This is a genomic window from Brucella cytisi, assembly GCF_038433355.1.
GTDB lineage: Bacteria > Pseudomonadota > Alphaproteobacteria > Rhizobiales > Rhizobiaceae > Brucella > Brucella cytisi.
This window is the reverse complement of record NZ_JBCAUP010000007.1, coordinates 69,374-90,834: the sequence shown is the minus strand read 5'-3', so window position 1 is coordinate 90,834 and position 21,461 is coordinate 69,374. Positions and strand designations below refer to the sequence as shown.

Here is a 21,461-nt window from a genome sequence, read left to right as displayed (position 1 = left end):
ACAAATGAAACACATTCTAAAATTCGTCGTTGCCAGTGCTTTGACCGTGCAGATGGCGGGAACAACGGTGGCCGCCGACGTGACGCTGGACGTGCTCTATGCTCAGCCGGGCTTCGCAAAATTTCACGACCCGATCGCACAGGCCTTCATGAAGGAGCATCCGGACATAAAGATAAAATTCCGGGCTCCAGCGAAGGATTATGATGAAGGGCACCTTCTGATGCAGCGGCTTGCTGTGACCAATCAGTTGCCCGACATCTACTTCCCCGGCTATCACCTGTTGCCGGAGCTTGCGCGCACATTGTCCAAGCGCAAACAGATCACAGACCTGCAACCGTTCCTGGACGCCGAACCGGACAGCTGGAAGACAGAAAATTATTCGCAGTCCATGCTCAACCTGGGCATCGTTGACGGCGTAAAATACGGAATGGCTTTCAATGCTTCACTTCCCATTATTTATGTCAACGAGAATGCGGTGGAGAAGGCCGGTCTGGATCCAAAGGAAGTACCATCCAGTTGGGACGATCTTCTGGCGCGTGCCAGGAAAGTGCATGATGCCGACCCGAAGATGGCAGGTATCGGATATACTATCTACGATTGGCCGGATGACTGGCTTTGGCAGACCATTTTGCGCCAGGAGGGAACACAGCTTGTAGACCCGGACACGGGAAAGGCGGGGTTCAACAATGAGAAAGGTCTCGCAGCTCTGAAAATTTTGCGCCGTATGGTGACCGAAGGCGGCGAGACCTTGCTGGAATTTGAACAGGCGCGTCAGCAATTTGCTGCCGGACAGACAGCCTACTTCGTAGACACCCCGGCACGCCTCGCACAGATTATAGGCCTGGTTGGAGATCGCTTTAGACTGAACACGATAAGAGTGCCGCTCGATGACAAGGACAATGGTGGCTTGCCCACCGGTGGTGCCGCCGGGATTATTCTTTCGCAAGACGAAGCTGTCCAGAAAGCAGCATGGGAATACCTGAAATTCGCCACAGGCCCGCAGGGGCAAACTATTGTGGTGGAAACAACAGGTTATCTGCCGACGAACAAGCTGGCTGACGGCGCTGATTATCTTGCCCCATTTTACGAAAAGGAGCCGCGTTTCAAGACGGTGGCATCAGAGATAGAACTGGCGCGACCGTGGGAGGGCTATCCTACTGGATCATCGGTTCGCATCTGGCGCGCAGCACGCGATGTTATCGCCAAGGTTATGCGGGGTGATCTTACCCCCGAGGACGGGCTTGCCGAACTTGTAAAAACTGTCGATGCAATGACCCGGTAACGGTCGAGTATCGAGGCCGAGTTTTATCGTCAGGGGCGCAGTAACTCGACGCGCCCTTGTTGGTGTTCTCGAAATAGCAGCGTAACTTTACAATCCATGATGTCGGCGAAAGCGTTCTGTTTGGTTATTGCGACGTCCGGTACATGAATGACACACTTCGACGTTTCAGCCTGCCGTATGTGAGCTGTAAAGAGTTTGAACGGGACGGAGGACTTTCACTCGGGTCGCTATGTTGACTGGCCTTCAAATTGGCAAAAATGACATTCGAGATTTTCAACATTCGCCTCAGCCTACACGGACTCACCGTGCCGATTTCGCGAGATCGGCACGTTTTGATACGCCGACAGTTTGCAAAAAGAAATAACTTCCATCTGGGATGATCATAATGAGCGACGGTCATCCCATGTTTTATGAATATAAAAAGGGATGGTCAGGTTCGGCTTGCGATTGGCCCGTGCCCGGTCTCGTAAACGTGTATAAATCCAGTCGAGGGCCAGGAGGATTATTGCTGCACAGGCAAATGCAAGCATGGTCTGGTCGGGAATACCGAACTGCTGGTCCATATGGGTACTGATCCCCAATTCCGGCACTTTTCCAGGCGGACCATAGTCTGCATAGCTCATGTTGATCAGCACATTTCCTGGATACTGGTCAAGATGCACGACCCGTTGTTGCGATAGATCGACCGGGTCGACCGATCCGGTAAATGGATCTGTCGCATTCAATTACCGACACTGACTGGGGCATAGCCTGGCAAGACTAAAAAGTTTGCGACAGAACCGCAGCGTGAGTGCTTTCTCTCAAAAAGGGTTTTGAAGCGATTGCAACATAGCCGCGTCCAAAGTTCAGGTGTGTTCCATGCAGTGAGAATTTTTGCTGCAGAACCGATAAGGCACTAGTCGGTATGTGCGAAGCTGTCACGCATGGCACGCAATATGATGATTGCGGAAGCAGCACCAGGATCAACATGTCCGAGAGAGCGTTCGCCTAATCGTGCGGCACGTCCCCGCGTTGCGATCATTGACCGGGTTGAATCCGAACCTTTTTCAGCGGCTTCGAGTATTGCGTTCCACATTTCCAGACTGTTCAGACCGTGCGTTTGGGCATCAATCGCCATTTCCATTGCAGGTATCCAGGCATCCAGCATGGTTTTATCGCCGCGTTGTCCTTTTCCGCGGTCCTGAATGCCTCGCGTCATCGCCTCGACGATGGCGGCCTGTCCTTGAGTATCGAGGGATTCACGGGCTTTCAACGCCTTGGAAGCGTGGCGGAACGCTGTTGCGTAAAGAGGTCCGGTCGATGCGCCCACGGCGTCGAGAAAAGCGGAAGCGGCTGTAGCGAAAATCTCGGAGGGGAGTGTCTCCACCAGATTGACTTTGGCAAGCGCGCTGTTCACGGCAGAAAACCCCAACACCATGGTGATGCCATGATCCGCGTCGCCGATTGCGCCATCGAGATCGGAAAGCCGCTCTTTTTCCTCTCTCATCGAAAAGGCGATGAACTGAAACATTCGGCTTAGACGACGCGCTGCAGTTTCCTGCATTTTTACCTCCCAGATAATCTGGAATTCATGAAACCGCCAGAGGCGGCATTAATCAGTTGACCCGAAGAAAAGCCGTATCGCAAGGGTGCGACAAGAGATCGGACAATTCCTGATCGAGATGCATGACGGATATGGATGCTCCGTTCATGTCCAGCGATGTACAGTAATGGCCGACCCAGTTGGCCTCGATTGTTATTTGCTTGGCATTCAGGCGTTGCTCGACGCGTCTGAACAGGATGTAGAGTTCCATCAGAGGAGTTGAACCGAACGAATTTACGAGCACCGCCACCCTGTCCCCAGGCGATGCGTTCATCTCACTGAAAATCCGGTCCATGATGTGATCGATGATCGCGTCAGCAGGCATCATTTTTTCCCGGATGACACCGCGTTCGCCGTGGATGCCCATGCCGATTTCCATTTCTTCGGCTCCGATTTCGAAATTGTGGCGACGGGTCTGGGGCAGCGAACAGGGTTCCAGCGCAACGCCCATCGTAAAGGTGCGCCGATTGGCCTTGCGTGTCACCGCTTCGCATGCCTCAAGCGACAGGCCGCGATCGCAGGCTGCGCCGGCCGCCTTGAAAATGAAGAAGTTGCCTGCGACCCCGCGGCGACCGTCGCGATCCTCTATGGGAGAAGAAGATATGTCGTCCGTAGTCAGAACGGTACGAGTGGGAATTTCGGCTTCCTGTGCCAGTTCGGCCGCCATCTCGAAATTCATCACGTCCCCGACATAGTTACCGTAAACGAAGAGAACGCCTTCTCCCCCCGAGGCGGCCTTGGCGCATTGGAGGATGGGGGCAGGCGGAGGTGAGGAAAAAACATTGCCGATAGCTACGGCATCGGCAAGCCCCTTGCCGACATAGCCAAGAAAGCAGGGTTCATGCCCCGATCCACCACCGATCACCAGCCCCACTTTCCCCCTGCGGGGCCCATTGCGTGCGACGAGGGCGCGTTTCGATCCGTTGATCGGAGTGAGATAGGATCGGTGCGCTTTGGTGGCACCGTCCAGCATTTCCTCGACGACATCATCGGGGCTGTTCAGAAATTTCTTGATATGCGTGCGATAATGGCTGGACGTGTGGGCTGCCGGTTCCGCACGCAGCTTCTGGGAAAGCTTGTTGTCGATTTCAGTCACGCCGTCCGCATTGAGAATACCGCGTCCGGTCGCGGCATCAGTAATCAGAACATTGACATAACCGCCACGCAAGGCGGCAAGAATTGCCGGTACCTTGTCGAAGCCACCCGCAACGGCGATGCGCATGTCGATGTTCCGCAGCCTGTCAAGTGTGATGCCGATTGTCCTGTCATCAAGCGGGCCGGACACGGACTGTCCATAAGAATCGATGAAGCGCCCGGCTACGACGCCGACGGCATTCTTGGCCAGATAATCCTGTATCGAGACGTTCTCAAAAAAGCCGCTGGTATGGATTGTCGAATTCGGTCTTAACGAAGAAATGCCAAACAGCGCTTTGTTCGCGTTATTCAGCGCCTGGAACTGCTCCACGATAATCGGTTCCCCGATAATCGCTGACTTTACATCCGGGCTGGATACGATCGCGGGTGCCGTGATGTTGATCAGATGCGCATTCGTGGCGCGTGCCATTGCCGCCGCACACAATTCGGGCGTGTAAGCGAAACTGGCGCGCGTCCCGCCGGTTGCTTGTACCACGGTTATATCCTGCAGATTGGATATGCGGGTATTTTCGGCGATGGCGAGGACTGTTCGTCCCCAGGCAACAGCAAGCGAGTCACCAGATTTCAAAAGCCTGGTGATTGCTTGTGCGGCTGCCGTTCCGAGCCGGTCGATAAGCGTCCGCGCGCCGTCGTCATTGGGCACCACCAGACAGTCGCTTAACCCGAAATGCCGTTTGAGTTCCTGGGCGATGGCGAGAGAACCGAGGCGTGCGGGTTCGATCGAGATATTGACGATACCACGGCTGCGGGCATCTGCCAGATAGCTGTTTACGGTAGCTCGCGAAATTCCCATGATTTCGGCGATTTCGCCCTGCGTGCGTCCGTCTTCGTAATAAAGCCAGCACGCCCAGACATAAGGATCGTCACCATAGCGCAGCGGAATGCCGTCAGCCGGTTCCACCTGTCCGATTTTGCTTGCGGTTGTTTTTCCGTTTGACGCCATCTTGTCTGCATTGATCCCCGTGTTTCGTCCTTCTATCGACCGGGTTGCCTTGCAATACAATATTTTTTGTTCACGGTCAGTCGAAGAGTGACCGGCCCGGCTTCGTGATGGTGCACCGGGCCAGCCTGAATGACGATGCTGTTTACTGCAGTCGAGCCCGCGCACCGTCGGAAAGTTCCTTGAGAATAATGGCGCATGATGTCGCCCCGGCATCCAGAACACCCAGTGATCTTTCGCCAAGACGGCTGGCGCGACCGATCTTCGCCACCAGATCAATCGTGGAATCGCGGCCTTTCTCGGCCGCTGCAACCAGAGCTTCGAGTGCCTCGGCAAAGGTCTTGCCGGTAGCGGTGGCTTCATCGAAGGCTTTGACGGCCGGCACGAGCGTGTCCAGCAGGGTTTTATCACCGACCTTGGCGGAGCCGATAGACTGAATGCCTTCCAGTCCTGCATGAAGCATGCGGCTGAACGCAGTTGCATCAATATTGTCGATTCCGTCGATTTTTTCGGCGAATTCGGTAAACATCACGCCATAAAGCGGCCCCATCGAGCCGCCGATCTCGGTCATGAGCACGGTGCCAAGCGTATCGAGCGAAGTTGCGAGAGCCTCGTTCTTTCCCTTCAGGCGTTCGGCAGCCATGTTGAAACCCTTGGCCATGTTGACGCCGTGATCGCCGTCTCCGATTTTGCCATCGATTTCGCTGAGATAGGCGCGGTTCTCGACAATCCGGTCGACCATTGCGAGTACGATGTCTCCGGCTTTTGCGTTATTGAGTGTTTGCACAGGTCTGTTCCTTACAAAATGGCGGTGCACCGCACTTCGACGTCGAGCAATTCCTTCAGCTCGCTGTCCAGCGCCATAACCGTCAGCGTTGCTCCGACCATTTCGAGTGATGTGAAGTAATTGCCGATATAAGTGCGATGGATGGTCAGCCCGCGAGACCGAATTTCGGATTCAATCGTGTCGTTGAGTATATAGAGCTCGTTGAGCGGCGTTGCCCCGAGACCCGAGACAAGAACGGCGACTTCTGTTCCTTCCGCCAGCGCATGATCGTCGAGCACGATCTGGCACATGTCTTTTGCGACCTCGGCCGCGGACTTGAGCGGTTCCACCCGCACGCCAGGCTCGCCGTGGTGGCCGATGCCGACTTCCATCGTTCCAGGCGCGATTTCAAAATTGGGATGGCCAACTGCAGGCAGCGTGCATGGTCCGAGCCCAACACCGATCGAACGGCAATTGTCGATGGCCTTCTGCGCGGTTGCGCGAACTTCCTCCAGTGTGGCTCCGGTTGCCGCTTTTGCGCCGCCAACCTTCCACATGAATATCTCGCCGGCGACACCGCGCCGCTTCTCGCGTTCATCGGCAGGGGCCGAGCAGACATCGTCATTTGCAACTACTGTCGCAACGTCGATCCCATCCTTGGCTGCCAGCCTGGTCGCCATCTTCACATTCATGTTGTCACCGGCATAGTTGCCATAGAGGACTACTACACCCTTGCCGCCATTTGCTTCGCGTATGGCGTCGTGAAAACTCTTGGCTGTTGGCGAGGAAAACAGCTCGCCCACCGCCACAGCGTCGAGCATGTTCTTGCCGGTATAGCCGATAAAGGCCGGTTCATGACCGGAACCACCGCCTGTAACGACACCGACCTTGCCAGTGACAGGCACGTTATTCGCGACGATAACCCGCGGGTTTTCCGCAAGTCGAACGATGTCGGAATGAGCCTTGACAAAGCCCTTCACGGTATCCTCGACGACTTCGTCCGGATTGTTGATGAAGCGCTGCATGATATCTCCTGTAAGATGAACGAGCGCTGGGCTCAAAGAATGGTATATCCGCCATCGATCAGAAGATCGGCGCCGGTAATCATGTCGGCTCCGGCAGATGCGAGGAACACGGCCGCAGCGGCGATCTCTTCCGGGTAGGCAAAACGCCCCGCCGGAATGCGCTTCTTGGCGGCTTCGCCCTTTTCTCCGGCCCAGGCCTTTTTGCCGAGTTCTGTGAGCACGATGGTCGGGGAAAGCGTGTTGACGCAAATGCCATGCTTGCCCCATTCGGCTGCGAAGGTCTTCGACATGCCAATGACGCCGAACTTGGACGCGCAGTAGGCGACGTGCTCTTCTATAGCTACGGTCCCGGCCTGTGAGGCGAGATTGATGATCTTGCCACCTTTGCCAGCAGCGATCATGGCACGGCCGACAGCCTGTGTGACGAGAAAACTTCCCTTGAGATTGATGGCGATTGTCTTATCCCAGTCACCAAGCGAAATATCTTCCGCGGGAGCCAGATAAACGACGCCGGCGCTATTGACCGCGATATCGATCGCACCAAACTGATCCTTAACCGCCGCGATTGCGTCATTGACCGATTGCTGGCTGGAAACATCACAAACGAACGGCTTTGCATTTTCGCCGAGGTCCTCGGCTTTGGCTTTGGCAATGTCGGCGCTAATGTCGAGTACTGCGACTTTGGCGCCCTTGGCTATGAAGGCCGTGGAAATTGCGGCGCCGATGCCGGAAGCGCCGCCGGTCACGATGGCGACTTTTCCGGAGAGCGGGAAGTTCAGGTCAATTTGAGGAGCTTGTTCGGACATTTTTTGCCTCGGGAGTCTGGATTGTGAGCTTGGCGGCCCGGCACATCCATTATGATCTGCATCAAAGTTGGCGGGCCGCCAAGGCGGCTTTACTTGCGGCTTTCCAGGAGCTTGTCGACGTTCTGAGCTGTCACGGGCGTCCAGGGAACATTGTAGTTCTTGTCCTTGCCATCGTTGAACGGCATATCCGGATACTGGGCCCAGATATCGGACTGGGGCTTGTAGTCACCCTTCTTGGCGTGGAAAATCGCAAGGTCGAGAGCACCCTGCGCCTGCGCATTGGCATCCTGCAGAATGGAGGTCATCGTACCCTCCTTGACGGCATGGAGCGCATCGGTAATGCCATCGATGCCGGCAATTGCAAAATCACCGACCTTGAGGTTGGCCGCCTTAATCGCTTCGATTGCTCCCAGTGCCATCTCGTCGTTCTGACCGATCACACCGTTGATCTGGCCGGGGTGCGCCGTCAGCCAGTTCTCCATCAGGGTCTGGGCCTCTGCGCGTGACCAGTTTGCCGTCTGGTCTTCAAGCACCTTCACGTCCGGGCATTCGGCCAATGCCTTCTTGTTGCCTTCCAGACGGGAGATCTGGGCAGACTGGCCGATTGGACCTTCGAGGATGACGACATTGCCCTTGCAGCCGATCTTGTCGAGCACGTCCTTGGCTTCCATATAGCCTGAAACCGTATCGTCGGAGCCGACATAGGCCGCGAGCAGATCTGAATTGACGCGGGTGTTCGATCCCACAACCGGGATGCCAGCGTCGCTGGCGGCCTGAACCGCAGTAGCACCCGCCTCGATGTCGATGGGAACGAAGATGATCGCATCGAATTTCTGCGTAATCATCGTGTTGAACTGTTCCTGCTGAACCAGCGCGTCATAACGGCCGTCGAATACAGTCAGTTCAATCTCGCCGTTCTTGACTGCCGGGTGCTTCTTCAGGGCTTCTGACCATACCTGCATGAACTCGGCGTTCAATCCATAGGGGGCCGCGCCAATCTTCATCTTCTTGTCCTGCGCGAGCGAGGGGGTAGCGATCAGCGCGGATGCCGCAGCGAGCGCGATCAATAGTTTTTTCATTGCAATCTCCTCCGTAGTTGGTGTGGCTACCGATCGGTAGGCCGTTCTTGAAAATAGTTGCGGGCGAAAGGTGACTAGGCACCCTGATTGCGTTTCTGGTCGAGCATGACTGCGCCCACAATGAGCGCTCCCTTGAGGACCTGCTGGTAGTAGGATTGGATGCCCATCAGATCGAGACCGTTGTTCATGACGCCGATGATGAGCGCACCGATGAGTGTTCCGGTGATGCGACCGACGCCGCCGGACAGGCTGGTGCCGCCAATGACGACGGCTGCGATAGCGTCGAGTTCGTAGCTGATACCCGCTTGCGGGAGGGCAGAGCCGGTGCGGGCAGACAGGATCATGCCTGCAAGACCCGCCAGCCCGCCGGAGATGACATAGACGGAGAAACGCACCCGTGAGATATTGATGCCTGAGGTATTCGCGGCGTGAGGATTACCGCCGACAGCGTAGATATAACGTCCGAACCGGGAGCGATTCAGAATCCACCACGATACCAGGAACACGATTGCGAGCAGGATGACCGGAACCGGAATACCCAGAATGTTGCCGGTCCCGATCCAGCGGAAATCCGGAATAAGTGCCGGCACTGGCTTGCCACCGCCATAGATGAGCGTTAGTCCGCGCGCGGCGGAAAGCATGCCCAGCGTCGCCACGAAGGCTGGAACCGCAAAGCGCGAGACAATTGTGCCGACCAGTGCGCCGCAGCCAATGCCTACCAGCACGCCGACGGGAATGGCTATGAACGGCGAATACGGGGCGCCGGCAATGCCCGCCGTCGCCGATGTGGTTGCGAAGCTGGCGCTGACGATACCGGCCAATGCGACCACAGAACCAACTGAAAGATCGATACCGCGCGTCAGAATGACGAATGTCATGCCGATGGCAAGAATGCCGTTGATCGAGGTCTGCAGCAGGACGTTGGAAATATTGCCTGCTGTAAGGAAATATTCGTTGGAGAACGAGAGGATCGTGGCCAAAAGCAGGAAGGCAATGAATATGCCGTATTCCTGGATAACCAGTCTGCGGCGTTCAGAGCCAAACCAGCTCGACGATGAATTTTTTTCTGTGGTGGACACTGTTCTACCTCTCCAGAACCGGCCGTATCTGCTGTAGCAGACGGCTGCTCTATCTCCTTGGTCTCAGACGAAACGCGATGCTTTTCCGGTCAGCCTTTATGTCGAAAGATGCACCAACGACTGCGCGTCCGTTTCTGCCCTGCGATAAATGCCGGCCGATTGTCCGCCGCGCATGACCATGATGCGGTCAGACATGCCGAGAATTTCATCGATCTCGGAAGAGATCATGACGACAGTTCCGCCTTCGGAAGCAAATTCGCAGATGATGCGGTAAATTTCCTGTTTTGCGCCGACATCGACGCCACGCGTTGGTTCATCGAGCAGCAGAACGCACGGCTTTCGCAGGAACCATTTTCCGAGCACGACCTTCTGCTGGTTGCCGCCTGAAAGTCCGGAAACGGCCATCGTGTCGTGTGCGACTTTGATCCTGAAGCGCTCTATCATTTCCCGGCTGGCGGACGATTCCTCGCGTCGGTTCATCGCAAAATGCGGGCTCATCTCCGGAAGGCTGGCAAGGCAGATATTGTTGCGAACGGTGTCGCCAAGATTGAGACCGGTCAGTTTGCGATCTTCCGTCACGAAGGCCAGTCCGAGCGCCATGGCGTCAGAGGGGCGCCGGATGGTTATCGGCTCGCCTTCAAGGCGGATTGCGCCCTGGGATGCTTTATCCAGTCCGAAAAGACAGTTGAATATTTCCGAACGGCCTGATCCCATCAATCCGTAAATGCCGAAAATCTCGCCTTTGTGCGCTGCAAAGGAAATGTCGGTTATCTTACCGGGCGCGCTGAGGCCCGAGACTTCTATGCCCGGTATTTCTGTCGGCGCATTCGTCTTGATATATTCTTCGCCCAGTTCCCGTCCCACAATCATACGGATCAATTCCGCGCGTGTGATGTCATCGAGGCTGCCGCTGTCGATATAACTGCCGTCTCGAAACACGGTATAGGTATCGGCGATCTGAAAAATTTCCGACAAGCGATGCGAGACATAGACGATGCCTTTGCCGCTCGCTTTAAGACGTTCAATGGCTGCAAACAGCTGCTGGGCTTCCTTTTCGCCAATGGCCGAGGTCGGCTCATCCATAAAGATGACTTCTGCGTCGTGACTGAGTGCCTTGGCAATTTCCACAAGCTGGATTTCGGCCACAGACAAATTCATCATGAACTGATTGGCGCGGATCTTGAACGCGAGCTGGTCCAGAAGCTTTTGGGCGTTCCGGTTCATCGTCTTGAAGTCGATGCCGCCGAAACGGCGGAGCGGCTCTCTGCCGAGATAGATATTTTCCGCCACCGTCATGTGGGGAACAGGGCTGAGCTCCTGTTCGATGATCGCGATCCCCGCCTGCAGCGCTTCAGCTGGACTGGAATATGTCACTTCTTTTCCGCGCCGCCGGATGTGTCCGTCGTCGCGGGCGTGGATGCCCATCAGGATTTTCAGAAACGTGGATTTGCCCGCGCCGTTGCCGCCGCAAAGTGCATGCACTGAGCCGGCGCGCAATTGCAGCCGACCGTTCCGCAAGGCGGCAACGCCGCCAAAGGACTTCTTGAGTCCCTCCACATCCAGCAGAAATTCCAATGCATTTCCTCCGCTGGCGACAATCAGCGCTGCCGCCGGTTTCGACGATCAAGCCGTCGTTTTGACAATATTCGGTAAAGGATCGACAAATGTCAACCCATGATGTATGAAGGATGAAAAGAGCGGGAGAAGCGCTGGGTCCGGATGACTGCGCTTAAAACCGGGAGGTTTGAATGGCTTTTTATATTCAAATGGTTAGTGCGGTTTTATGTTCCTGTCGGGCTTTGACAGGGCGCAATGCCAAGCGCCGGGCCCCTTCAGTCAGAAGCTCTACTTTTCAGAAGATTTCTGTAAGTCTGGAAAGATGTTGACAAGAGACAGAACTGTCTGACAAATGTCAAAATCGAGGACTGAGCTTCAAATCGTAAAACTGTCTGGAGGCGGCAGGGTTTGAAGGACCAAGAGGTGCTCGTTAGCGGGAGGATGGACGTGTCAACGAATAGCCTGGATCGACAGACGCTGTTTCTGGCGTTGATCAATATTGCCGTTCTGGCCGCGGGCGGGTTTCTGGCTGGCTCAAATTTTATGGACAGCTATAATTTGCAATCCATGGCGTCGCAGGTTCCCGAACTGGGGCTTCTCGCCTTCGGTGTCATGCTGGCAATGATTTCGGGCAACGGCGGCATTGATCTTTCAGGCATAGCTCTGGCAAATCTTTCCGGTGTCGTCGCATTCCTGCTCACGCGCCATTACATTCCAGCTGCCGATGCGCCTTTGCTGTTCTCGTGGGTTTTCGCCGGTCTGGCACTCGTAGTGGGAATGATCGGCGGTATCACCAACGGGATCGTGATCGCATATGCCCGTCTAACGCCGCTGATCGCGACGCTTGGAACCCAGCTTCTGTTTACCGGCATCGCCGTCTTCCTGACCAACGGTTCCGCTGTGAGCATGGGTTTTATCGAGCCGCTCGATAACTTCGGCAATATGCCTGTTCTTGGTATTCCGTTGTGTTTTGCTCTGTTTCTCGCGATCGCTTTGGCACTGTCTTTTCTGCTGAAATATACGCCTTTCGGCGTGAAGCTGATGTTGCTCGGCAGTAATGCCAGGGCGGCCCGCTACGGCGGCATCAACGAGAAGCGCATGCTTCTGATTACCTATACCTTGTGCGGACTGCTTGCTTCAGTCGCCGGGATCATCATTGCAGCGCGCAACTCATCGGTGAAATGGGACTACGGTGGGTCTTACGTGCTGATCGCGATCCTGATTGCCGTTCTGGGCGGCGTCAAGCCGGAGGGTGGATACGGCAAGGTCGTCTGTGTGCTGATGGCTGCGACGGCTCTGCAGATCCTGTCGAGCCTGTTCAATTTCATGAATATTTCGAATTTCTTCCGCGATCTCGCCTGGGGTGTTCTACTGCTGGCGCTTCTCGCATCGGCACGTATGCACTTCGGCTACTGGTTACGACCAGGACGACAATAGAGACAAAGCCGGCGGCTGCGGGATCAAAGCCGCTGGCGGACGACCGAAAAACAATCTGCTTATATTAATGGAGGAGTCATATGAGCATGTTTTCCAAAATGATAGTCGCCACGATGCTTGCGGGTACGGTTATGGCAGGGACTGCCTTTGCCCAGGACAAGCCAACCATCGTGACGGTAGTCAAGGTTACCGGTGAAAACTGGTTTACCCGAATGAATGAAGGCGTTGATGCCTATGGCAAGGACAATGCCAATGTGAGCACCAGTCAAGTTGGCCCGGCAAAGGCAGATGCTGCCCAGCAGACCCGCATCATCGAAGATCTCGTCGCTAAGAATGTCTCGGCGATAGCGGTTGTGCCGATGGATCCTTCGGCGCTTGAAGGTGTTCTGCGGCGTGCTTCCCAGCGCGGCATCAAGGTCATAACCCATGAGGGCGACAGTCTGGTGAACACCGATGTCGATATCGAAGCCTTCGACAACAAAGCATTCGGCGCCCGCATCAATGAAAAGCTTGCCGAATGCATGGGCAAGTCCGGCAAGTGGACATCGTTCGTTGGATCGCTTGGCAGCCTTACGCATAACCAGTGGGTCGAGGCTGGTGCCGAAAACGCGAAGCAATACGCGGACATGGAGCTGGTGGCAGAGAAGAACGAGTCATTCAACGATGCCAACCGCGCCTATGAAAAGGCCAAGGAAATTCTCCGTAAATATCCGGATATCAAGGGGTTCCAGGGATCGTCTGCGATCGACGTGATCGGCATCGGGCGTGCTGTCGAGGAAGCCGGACTGCAGGACAAGACCTGTGTGTATGGTCTCGGTCTGCCCAAGGATACCGGTCCGTATCTCGAAAGCGGCGCCGTCGACCAGATTTTCTTCTGGGACCCGAAGGATGCCGGTTACGTTATGAACAAGGTCTCGGACCTCGTTCTGAAGGGCGAGGAGATCAAGGACGGCATGGATTTGGGCGTGCCGGGCTACGAGAAGATGACCGTCATCAAGGGGCCGGGCAAAGGCATCATCATTCAGGGTCAGGCTTGGGTTGATGCGGATAAGTCCAACTACAAGAATTTCCCGTTCTGATCGCGACAGAACGAACCAAAGCTGACTTCCGGGGCCTCCTGCATCACGGCGACCCCGGAAGAACTATCAGGTAGTTTCAGGATTTCACCATGCTTGCCACCGATACAACGACACATTCTGCGCCACCGTTTCTTGAGGTCAGAAACGTCAAGAAGTCTTTTGGCGGCGTGAAAGCACTGAAAGACGTCAGCCTGACGATCGAAGCCGGACAGATCTACCATCTGATGGGAGAAAACGGTTGCGGCAAGAGCACGCTGATAAAGATCCTCTCGGGTGCACAGCCGGCCGATGAGGGGCAAATACTGATCGATGGTGAAGTAACTGGCGCACGAGCCGGTGATCTCGGTGCGATCGGCGCGCTTCGCGCCGGTATTGAAACCGTTTATCAGGATCTGTCGCTTCTCCCTAATTTCTCAGTGGCGGAAAACGTAGCATTTACCGAACAGCTCGTTGAAGCCTCCGGCCGCCTTTCCCGCCGGTTGAATATTTCCCTGTTGCACGAGACCGCGCGCCGTGCGCTTGCCGAAGTGCATTTGCCAACCGATAACGCGTTTCTCGCGCGTCGGACAGACACGCTGCCGCTGGCGACCCGTCAGTTGATCGCCATTGCGCGCGCTGTCGCTTCCGAGGCGCGCTTCGTCATCATGGACGAGCCGACGACATCCCTGACGCGTCAGGAAGTTGAAAACCTGTTGCATGTGGTAGAGCGCCTTCGCAGCAACGGTATCGCGGTTCTGTTCGTCACGCACAAGCTTGATGAATGCAAGTCGCTTGGCGGACGTGCAATCATCATGCGCGACGGGCTCAAGGTTGCCGAGCTTGACGTCGCCGGGCACAGCAAGGCGGAGTTTAGTCACTGGATGACGGGCCGTGAAATCAGCGAAACACGCTATCGCACCGATCCGAAACTGGGCGATATCCTGCTCGAAGTTGATAGGCTGGGTGATGGCAAAGCCTTCCAGGACGTTTCGCTCACACTCAGGAAGGGTGAGATTCTGGGTATTACGGGACTGCTGGATTCCGGTCGCAACGAGCTTGCGCTTGCGCTTGCTGCTGTCAGACCGGCACCAAGGGGCAAGGTGCGCCTGAACGGGCAGGAGATCGCCCCGCAATCGACCGCGCACGCCATTGAGTATGGTATCGGTTACGTCCCGGAAGACCGGCTCACCGAAGGTCTTTTCCTCGAAAAGCCCATACAGGATAATATCACCCTGCCAATCCTGGACCGATTGCGCAATGCGCTGGGTGTCATCAGTGCCCGGCGGGCGCGACGCGTCGCCGAGCAAAGCGTTACCGACCTGCAGATCGTGGCGCCAGATGTCACGATACCGGTGCAATCCCTTTCGGGCGGCAATCAGCAACGCGTCCTGATAGGTCGCTGGCTGACCATCAACCCGCAGCTTCTGATCTTGCATGGGCCGACCGTCGGGGTCGATGTCGGGTCGAAGGATACAATCTTCCGTATCATCCAGCGGCTGGCCGATGAGGGCATGGGTGTTATCATCATCAGCGATGATCTGCCGGAACTCCTGCAGAACTGTGACCGCATTCTCGTCATGCGACAGGGCCGTATCGTGGCAGCGCATGCTGCCGATGGTTTGACCGAAGATGCCATCTACCAATCCATGGCCAGCACGTCGAAGGAGGTGGTACAATGACCGAGATTGCATCGGCCAGCGTTGCAGCTAAGGGTCAGCGCGGCATTGGCTCACGCCTTTGGGATCTGCTGGGCCGTCGGCCCGAAATCTTTACGCTTCTTCTGATTATTCTGACCTGTCTGGTGGTTATTGGCGCCAATCCCGACTTCCTTCAGATGAGCAATATCGTGGATATTCTGCGCGCTTCCGTTGTGCGCGGACTATTCGCAATGGGTGTTCTGGTCGTGCTCGCTTCGGGCGGGATCGATGTTTCGTTTACCGCGATTGCAGCCTTCGTGATGTATGCACTTACCATGTTGGTCACGAACTGGTTTCCCGAAATGCCGATGACGATCATTCTGATCCTTGCGGCATTGGGCGGCGGCGCTTTCGGGGCTCTGAATGGCCTGCTTGTCCAGAAACTGCAAGCGCCATCGCTGATCGTTACCATCGGGACGCAATATGTGATCCGCAGCTTTCTGCTGACTTTCGTCGGGACCGCATTGTTCATGAATATTCCGGTGGCGATGGATGCTTTCGGCAAGGCGTCGCTGTTTACGCATCACGCATCAAACGGCGTCGTTTCCGTTCTGCCGGCGACGGTTCTGGTCCTTGTCGCTGCGGCTCTGGTGACATGGTTCATTCTTGAGCGGACATTGATGGGGCGGGCGATCTTCGCCGTTGGCGGCAATCCGGGAATTGCCGAGCGCCTTGGCATCAACCTCTTTCGCGTGCGTATTTTCGTCTTCGCCTATGCGGGGCTTCTGGCCGGCATTGCGGGTGTCGTTCACGTCTCAAGCAACCGTCTCGCCAATCCGTTCGACCTTGCCGGTATGGAACTTGAAATCATCGCAGCCGTTGTGTTGGGCGGGGCACGGATCACGGGCGGTTCAGGCTCGGTGACCGGAACGCTCCTGGGCGTGCTTCTGATTACGATCGTCAGCAATGTGCTGATCTTCGTGGGTATTCCAAGCACACTGCAACTCGCTATCGTCGGCATTTTCATCCTGCTCGCTGGTACGATCTTCGCCTTGCGCAATCGCAGTTGAAGCCAAACTGGACGTGCCTTGCTCAAGTCTGCATGGTGCGGCCTCATGCATTTTCTGGGAGGTTTTTCATGTCACATGACGTGTCGGTCGTCGGGCTCTATATTCTTGATGTACTCGGTCGACCGGTCGATGCAATTCCACCGGGCGGAGATGTCGAATTTATCGATGAAATCCGGTTGACCGTCGCGGGTACCGCAGGCGGTACGGTGGTCGATCTGGCAAAGCTCGGCCTGAACTGTCTGGCCGTCGGAGCTGTTGGTGACGATGAGAAGGCGGATTTCGTTATCGCGACGCTGCAAAGGTTTGGTGTCGATACGGCACAGATGCAGCGTCTGAAGGGCGTGCCGACATCGTCTACGATCCTGAATATCCGCCGCAACGGTGATCGCCCGGCCTTGCATGCGCGTGGGGCCTCGGATCATTTCGAGATTGCCGACAGTGCACTGGATGCAGTCCTGGAACCGCCAATCATCCATCTTGGTGGAACTGGCCTTCTGGCCAGGCTCGACGGAGAGCCAAGTCGAAAGCTGCTTGCAGAAGCAAAGGCACGCGGAAGAATAACGACTTTCGACCTCCTTGGCGCAAATGATGGCACGCTTGATCTTATCGCCCCGCTTTTCCCGCATATCGACTATTTCATGCCTTCGATCGAGGAAGCAAAACAGATTTCGGGGGCTACGGATGTAGAAGGCGCAGGAGCGTTCTTTCTCGAGCGCGGTGTGAAGCATTGTGTGTTTACGCTGGGTGGCGACGGTGTTTGTTTCATGGATGCATCGGGCGAGATCGTGCGTCAGCCTTCTTTCCGGATCGAAGTTGTGGATACGACCGGGTGTGGCGATGCTTTCGACGCCGGCTTCATCACGGCCCTGCATCACAAGATGGATCTGAAAACAGCGTTGAACTTCGCTCAGGCGTCTGCCGCACTGGTCGCAACGGGCCTTGGCTCGGATGCGGGTATTCGCTCCTATGATGAGACGCTTGCATTTATGAACACGGTGCCTGTCCGGCGTTAGGGTGGTGGAGAGTGGGCGGGTTGAAAACCTGCCCGCTTTCTAATCTGTAAGGAGCCTCTCGGCGGCATCCATATCAGTAACCAGATGTGTGGCGTAGCCACCCATCAGAACCGCGCGTATCGCTTCTACTTTCTGCGCACCACCCGCCACGCAGAGCCTGTTGGGCACACGGCGCAGTTCATCCAGTTCGATGCCGATAACGCGCCGGTCAAGTTCGCGGACGATCTGCTTTCCGTCGCGATCAAGAAAGCGGCAAATCAGAACGGCTGCTGCCCCTTCGCGGGCATACGCGTCGATTTCCTCATCGCTGGTTACATCTGCGATACGCATCGTGCTTTCGGCGGCCAGGCCACCGACGCCGAACACGATCAAGCCGGCCTGGCCGATCAGTTCGAACTGTCGCTGAAGTACAGGTTCGCCCATCAGCGCATCACGCAGACCAGCCGTACTGAGCACGGCGGGAGCCAGCATGTTGATGCTGGTGGCTCCCATGTTACGCGCCATAATCGACGTGCAAAGCTCGGCGGAAAATTCCCTTTTACCGATGGAGCAACCGGTGACCTGCACCACGGTTAATCCTTCCATGGGCTGTGGCATTGAAATTGCGTCGGCGACGGCGAGTACCGTACGCCCCCATGAAACACACACGGTTTCGCCAGGTTTCACCATGCGTTCCATCAAACGGGCGCCGCCGGCGCCCAGTGCCTTCAGGCGCGCTTCGGCCGTGAACGATTTTTCTGATGGAATGACGAGCGCTTCCGACAGTCCGAACCGCGCAGTTAATTTGCGGGCGATATGTGTGCGTGTTGCTATTTCAGGATTTATCAGGATGCGCACCACGCCTCTTTGTCGCGCCTCCTGCAGATAGTTGACGATGGTTGCGCGTGAGACCCCAATCATCTGCGCAATTTCGTTCTGGGTAAGCTGGTTCTCGTAATAGAGCCATGCCGCCCAGACGACGGCATCATCGAACTCGGCCGGGATGGTATGCGTAGACGTTGTTTGAGCGCCCGATATCATACTCGTTTCCTACTGTCTTTGTTGTGCCTGAGTTGCACAGAAAAGCCTTTCGATCAACACGACAATCAATCGAGTTGACTAATGTCAGTCAATGGTGTCAATTGTATATGAGGGGAAAAGGAATCTCCACAAGTCTTTGTTGCGCCATGGGAAATGCCAGATTTCACATGATAGCACCCTTGCGTCTGCACTTTGATGCGCAGGCCAGCAACTAATGGAACAACAGATGAAATCAAATTGGTCACAGGCGGATTTCGACAGGATCGTCGGCACGTATGAGAAGCAAGGCGTAAATCGCGATGTCGCGATCCGCACCTATACAACACGCCTCCTGGGTTCCGAGCCGAAGCTGGTTTTGCATGGCGGGGGCAACACTTCGGTCAAGACCACGTTGATTGATCACGATGGCAGTGAAGTTTCAGTGCTATGCGTCAAGGGCAGCGGCTGGGATATGAGCAAGATCGAACCCGCGGGTCTTCCTGCCTTGCATCTTGAACCGTTGAAGGCCATGGTGAATTACGAGACGTTGTCGGATGACGATATGGTCATGCTGCAGCGTCGCCTGTTGCTCGATCCGGTGGCTCCGAACCCGTCGGTAGAAGCTATTCTTCACGCGATCCTGCCGTACAAGCACGTGGACCATACCCATGCGAACGCGATCGTGGCACTCACTAATCAGCCACGTGGCGAAGCGATGATCCGGGAAGTTTTTCCGGAGATGATAATTGTGCCCTACGTCATGCCTGGCTTCGATCTTTCGAAGGCATGCCTGGAGGCATTTTCTGCACGGCCCGATGCGCCCGGCATGATCCTGCTGAAGCATGGCATTTTCACCTGGTCGGATGATCCGCGTGAAGCCTATGAAAACATGATCGCTGCGATTGATCGTGCTGAAAAGCGCATTGCCCAAGGCAAGCCGCGTCCATTCGGAACGGCGAGCACCTCACGATCCGGGCGAACTTTGGCCTCGGTTGCCGATATCGCACCAATATTGCGTGGAGCGATTGCACTTCCTGGCACGGCAGAGGGACAACCGCGGCGCTTCATTCTCGAGCATCGCGTTAATGATGATGTCCTTGATTTTTGCGGGGCGCCCGATGTCGCAGATCTGGTACGACGAGGGAATGCGACGCCGGAACACGTTATTCATATCAAGCGCTTTGGTGTGGCATTGCCAAAGCCGGAGGTCAAAAATCTTGAAGCATGGGCAGCCGGTGTAAAACTGGCCGTGACAACCTATGTGGCGGACTACACGGCCTATTTCGAGCGCAACAATGCACGCGTGGGCGGTGGCAGGAAGATGCTCGATCCGATGCCGCGTGTTTTCTATGTCGAAGGCATAGGGCTGTTTGCGGCTGGAAACACACAGAAAACTGCTCGTATCTGTGCGGATGTTGCCGAGGCGACGATCGAGGTCATTCGCGGTGCAGAAGGGATGGATCGGTTCGAAGCTCTATCAGAGGAAGATCTGTTCGACATCGAATACTGGTCACTGGAGCAGGCAAAGCTCACCAAAGTGACGGAAAAGCCGTTGACGCGACAGGTAGCTGTGGTGACAGGTGGCGCGGGTGGGCTTGGCCTGGCCATCGCGGAACAACTGAAAAGCCAGGGCGCGGAACTTGCATTGATCGATATTGATATGGAGCGGGTTAGTGCAGAAGCGAAACGGCTGGATAGCTTTGCCATTGCATGCGACCTGACTGATCCCGCCTCTGCGGATAATGCACTTGCGCAAATTGCGGTGGAGTTTGGTGGGATTGATATACTGGTTTCCAATGCGGGGGCGGCTTTCCGGGGCGCTTTGACATCTGTGGATGACGATCTCTTCAAGGCCGCATTCGATCTTAATTTCTGGAGCCATCATTATATTGCACGCGCCGCAGTCAAGGTCATGCAGAAGCAGGGAACTGGCGGCGCCATGGTGTTCAATGTCAGCAAGCAGGCTGTAAACCCCGGACCAGATTTCGGCCCCTATGGCACATCCAAGGCAGCATTGATGGCATTGATGCGCCAGTATTCTCTGGAACATGCCGCTGATGGCATCACCGTGAATGCGGTCAATCCCGACAGGATACGTACAGGCCTGATGACTGATGAAATGGTTGAGGAACGAGCGCGTGCCCGGGGCGTGACGCCAGAGGTTTATATGCGAGGCAATCTGTTGAAGCGGGAAGTCTCGGGCTACGACGTTGCCGAAGCGGTTCTGCATCTCGTGCATGCGCGTACGTCCACTGGCACTGTAATAACCGTCGATGGCGGGAACGTCGGCGCGATGATGCGATAGATCGTCTTATAATTGCGTCAGCGATTAGTGCTGAGTTGAGTGGAAGCGGGTTTCGTCTTCGCGGGTAGGCAAATTGAGGGTAGGAATTGGAGGATGAACTTCATCACTGCGACCGGTTTGCAATCCGTGGTCGATCCTCCGTCTGATCGGCTTGAAGCATTTGGCCAGCCGTGCAGCCACCGCGTCATAGGTGTTTGCCGCGCTGGCAGGATATGTCAGGCGAAAGACACGAACTGTGTCGACGCCATCCGCCGCATTTCCTTCCAGCAGGAGTTTGGCGTAGAAGACGTGGTCCTTCCCGCGACCGGAGACGACTGCCCAGTCCGTTGTAACGCGGCGATACGTGACTGTGTCGCCATCGCCGGAAAGATGGCCAATGAGGGCGTCAATGTCCTGCTTCAGAACATTGTAGCTGCCCCAGACCGTCAGTTCGGCACCTGACTCACCGGTAAACTTGCGACCGTCGCCATTGTCTGCCTCCGGTTGCGCGGTCAACAGGTCGCCCGGATAGCAGACGGAATAGCCGAAACGCACATTGTCGTAGACGTTCCACTCGTGTTCTGCTCCCACGGCAGGCACGCCTGCGGTCATGCTGAACAAAGATACCGCTAGCGATCGTAAGAAGATACTCATTCGTCAGTCCTTTCAATGATCGTCGTCAATTGCCTGGT

At 55.8% G+C, this 21,461-nt stretch carries 18 protein-coding genes; 7 read left to right on the top strand and 11 right to left on the bottom strand.

Translation table 11 applies throughout. From position 1 onward, the window contains the following. Positions 1-4 precede the first annotated feature (4 nt). A complete protein-coding gene (locus AAE521_RS09440; protein WP_342061171.1) occupies positions 5-1,282 on the top strand; it encodes an ABC transporter substrate-binding protein in 1,278 nt (425 codons plus the stop codon). A gap of 380 nt (positions 1,283-1,662) precedes the next feature. Here the strand turns inward: AAE521_RS09440 and AAE521_RS26750 are convergent, their stop codons facing one another. The 9 genes from AAE521_RS26750 to AAE521_RS09395 form a co-directional block, all read right to left on the bottom strand. Beyond that, complete coding sequence (locus tag AAE521_RS26750; protein WP_374864958.1) at positions 1,663-2,007, bottom strand: hypothetical protein; 345 nt, start codon at positions 2,005-2,007, stop codon at positions 1,663-1,665. 170 nt (positions 2,008-2,177) lie between these two features. After that, a complete protein-coding gene (gene dhaL, locus AAE521_RS09430; RefSeq protein WP_342061170.1) occupies positions 2,178-2,825 on the bottom strand; it encodes a dihydroxyacetone kinase subunit DhaL in 648 nt (215 codons plus the stop codon). 52 nt (positions 2,826-2,877) lie between these two features. Beyond that, the gene (locus AAE521_RS09425) at positions 2,878-4,962 is read right to left on the bottom strand and encodes a bifunctional sugar-binding transcriptional regulator/dihydroxyacetone kinase subunit DhaK (RefSeq protein WP_342061169.1); all 2,085 of its coding nucleotides are present in this window, start codon (positions 4,960-4,962) and stop codon (positions 2,878-2,880) included. A gap of 142 nt (positions 4,963-5,104) precedes the next feature. Continuing rightward, positions 5,105-5,746, bottom strand: a complete 642-nt coding sequence (gene dhaL, locus AAE521_RS09420) for a dihydroxyacetone kinase subunit DhaL (protein ID WP_071632450.1) — start codon at positions 5,744-5,746, stop codon at positions 5,105-5,107. 11 nt (positions 5,747-5,757) lie between these two features. Continuing rightward, the gene (locus AAE521_RS09415) at positions 5,758-6,750 is read right to left on the bottom strand and encodes a dihydroxyacetone kinase subunit DhaK (RefSeq protein ID WP_071632451.1); all 993 of its coding nucleotides are present in this window, start codon (positions 6,748-6,750) and stop codon (positions 5,758-5,760) included. Positions 6,751-6,782: 32 nt separating this feature from the next. Beyond that, positions 6,783-7,556, bottom strand: a complete 774-nt coding sequence (locus tag AAE521_RS09410; protein ID WP_342061168.1) for an SDR family oxidoreductase — start codon at positions 7,554-7,556, stop codon at positions 6,783-6,785. Positions 7,557-7,645: 89 nt separating this feature from the next. After that, positions 7,646-8,635 carry a substrate-binding domain-containing protein gene (locus AAE521_RS09405; RefSeq protein ID WP_071632453.1) on the bottom strand — a complete coding sequence of 330 codons (990 nt, stop codon included), beginning with the start codon at positions 8,633-8,635 and terminating at the stop codon, positions 7,646-7,648. Between the two features lie 74 nt (positions 8,636-8,709). Further along, on the bottom strand, positions 8,710-9,714 hold the full coding sequence (locus AAE521_RS09400; RefSeq protein WP_071632454.1) for an ABC transporter permease: 1,005 nt from the start codon (positions 9,712-9,714) through the stop codon (positions 8,710-8,712). Positions 9,715-9,810: 96 nt separating this feature from the next. Next, on the bottom strand, positions 9,811-11,289 hold the full coding sequence (locus tag AAE521_RS09395) for a sugar ABC transporter ATP-binding protein (protein ID WP_342061167.1): 1,479 nt from the start codon (positions 11,287-11,289) through the stop codon (positions 9,811-9,813). Positions 11,290-11,712: 423 nt separating this feature from the next. Between AAE521_RS09395 and AAE521_RS09390 the strand changes: the two genes are divergently transcribed. From AAE521_RS09390 to AAE521_RS09370, 5 genes are all read left to right on the top strand, one after another. Continuing rightward, a complete protein-coding gene (locus AAE521_RS09390; RefSeq protein WP_342061188.1) occupies positions 11,713-12,708 on the top strand; it encodes an ABC transporter permease in 996 nt (331 codons plus the stop codon). An 80-nt stretch (positions 12,709-12,788) separates the two neighbouring features. Beyond that, entirely contained in the window at positions 12,789-13,787 is a 999-nt protein-coding gene (locus tag AAE521_RS09385; protein ID WP_071632457.1) for an autoinducer 2 ABC transporter substrate-binding protein, read from the top strand. A gap of 89 nt (positions 13,788-13,876) precedes the next feature. Continuing rightward, entirely contained in the window at positions 13,877-15,445 is a 1,569-nt protein-coding gene (locus AAE521_RS09380; RefSeq protein ID WP_342061166.1) for a sugar ABC transporter ATP-binding protein, read from the top strand. Beyond that, positions 15,442-16,473 carry an ABC transporter permease gene (locus tag AAE521_RS09375; protein ID WP_071632459.1) on the top strand — a complete coding sequence of 344 codons (1,032 nt, stop codon included), beginning with the start codon at positions 15,442-15,444 and terminating at the stop codon, positions 16,471-16,473. The genes AAE521_RS09380 and AAE521_RS09375 overlap by 4 nt, the downstream gene beginning before the upstream one ends. A gap of 68 nt (positions 16,474-16,541) precedes the next feature. Beyond that, complete coding sequence (locus AAE521_RS09370; RefSeq protein WP_071632460.1) at positions 16,542-17,486, top strand: carbohydrate kinase family protein; 945 nt, start codon at positions 16,542-16,544, stop codon at positions 17,484-17,486. Between the two features lie 39 nt (positions 17,487-17,525). Here the strand turns inward: AAE521_RS09370 and AAE521_RS09365 are convergent, their stop codons facing one another. Then, positions 17,526-18,506 (bottom strand): sugar-binding transcriptional regulator, encoded by a 981-nt coding sequence (locus AAE521_RS09365; protein ID WP_071632461.1) that lies wholly within the window; start codon positions 18,504-18,506, stop codon positions 17,526-17,528. Between the two features lie 226 nt (positions 18,507-18,732). Here AAE521_RS09365 and AAE521_RS09360 point away from each other — a divergent pair, with 226 nt between their 5' ends. After that, complete coding sequence (locus AAE521_RS09360; RefSeq protein WP_342061165.1) at positions 18,733-20,790, top strand: bifunctional aldolase/short-chain dehydrogenase; 2,058 nt, start codon at positions 18,733-18,735, stop codon at positions 20,788-20,790. Positions 20,791-20,814: 24 nt separating this feature from the next. Here the strand turns inward: AAE521_RS09360 and AAE521_RS09355 are convergent, their stop codons facing one another. Further along, positions 20,815-21,423 carry a hypothetical protein gene (locus tag AAE521_RS09355; protein WP_342061164.1) on the bottom strand — a complete coding sequence of 203 codons (609 nt, stop codon included), beginning with the start codon at positions 21,421-21,423 and terminating at the stop codon, positions 20,815-20,817. Positions 21,424-21,461: the final 38 nt, after the last annotated feature.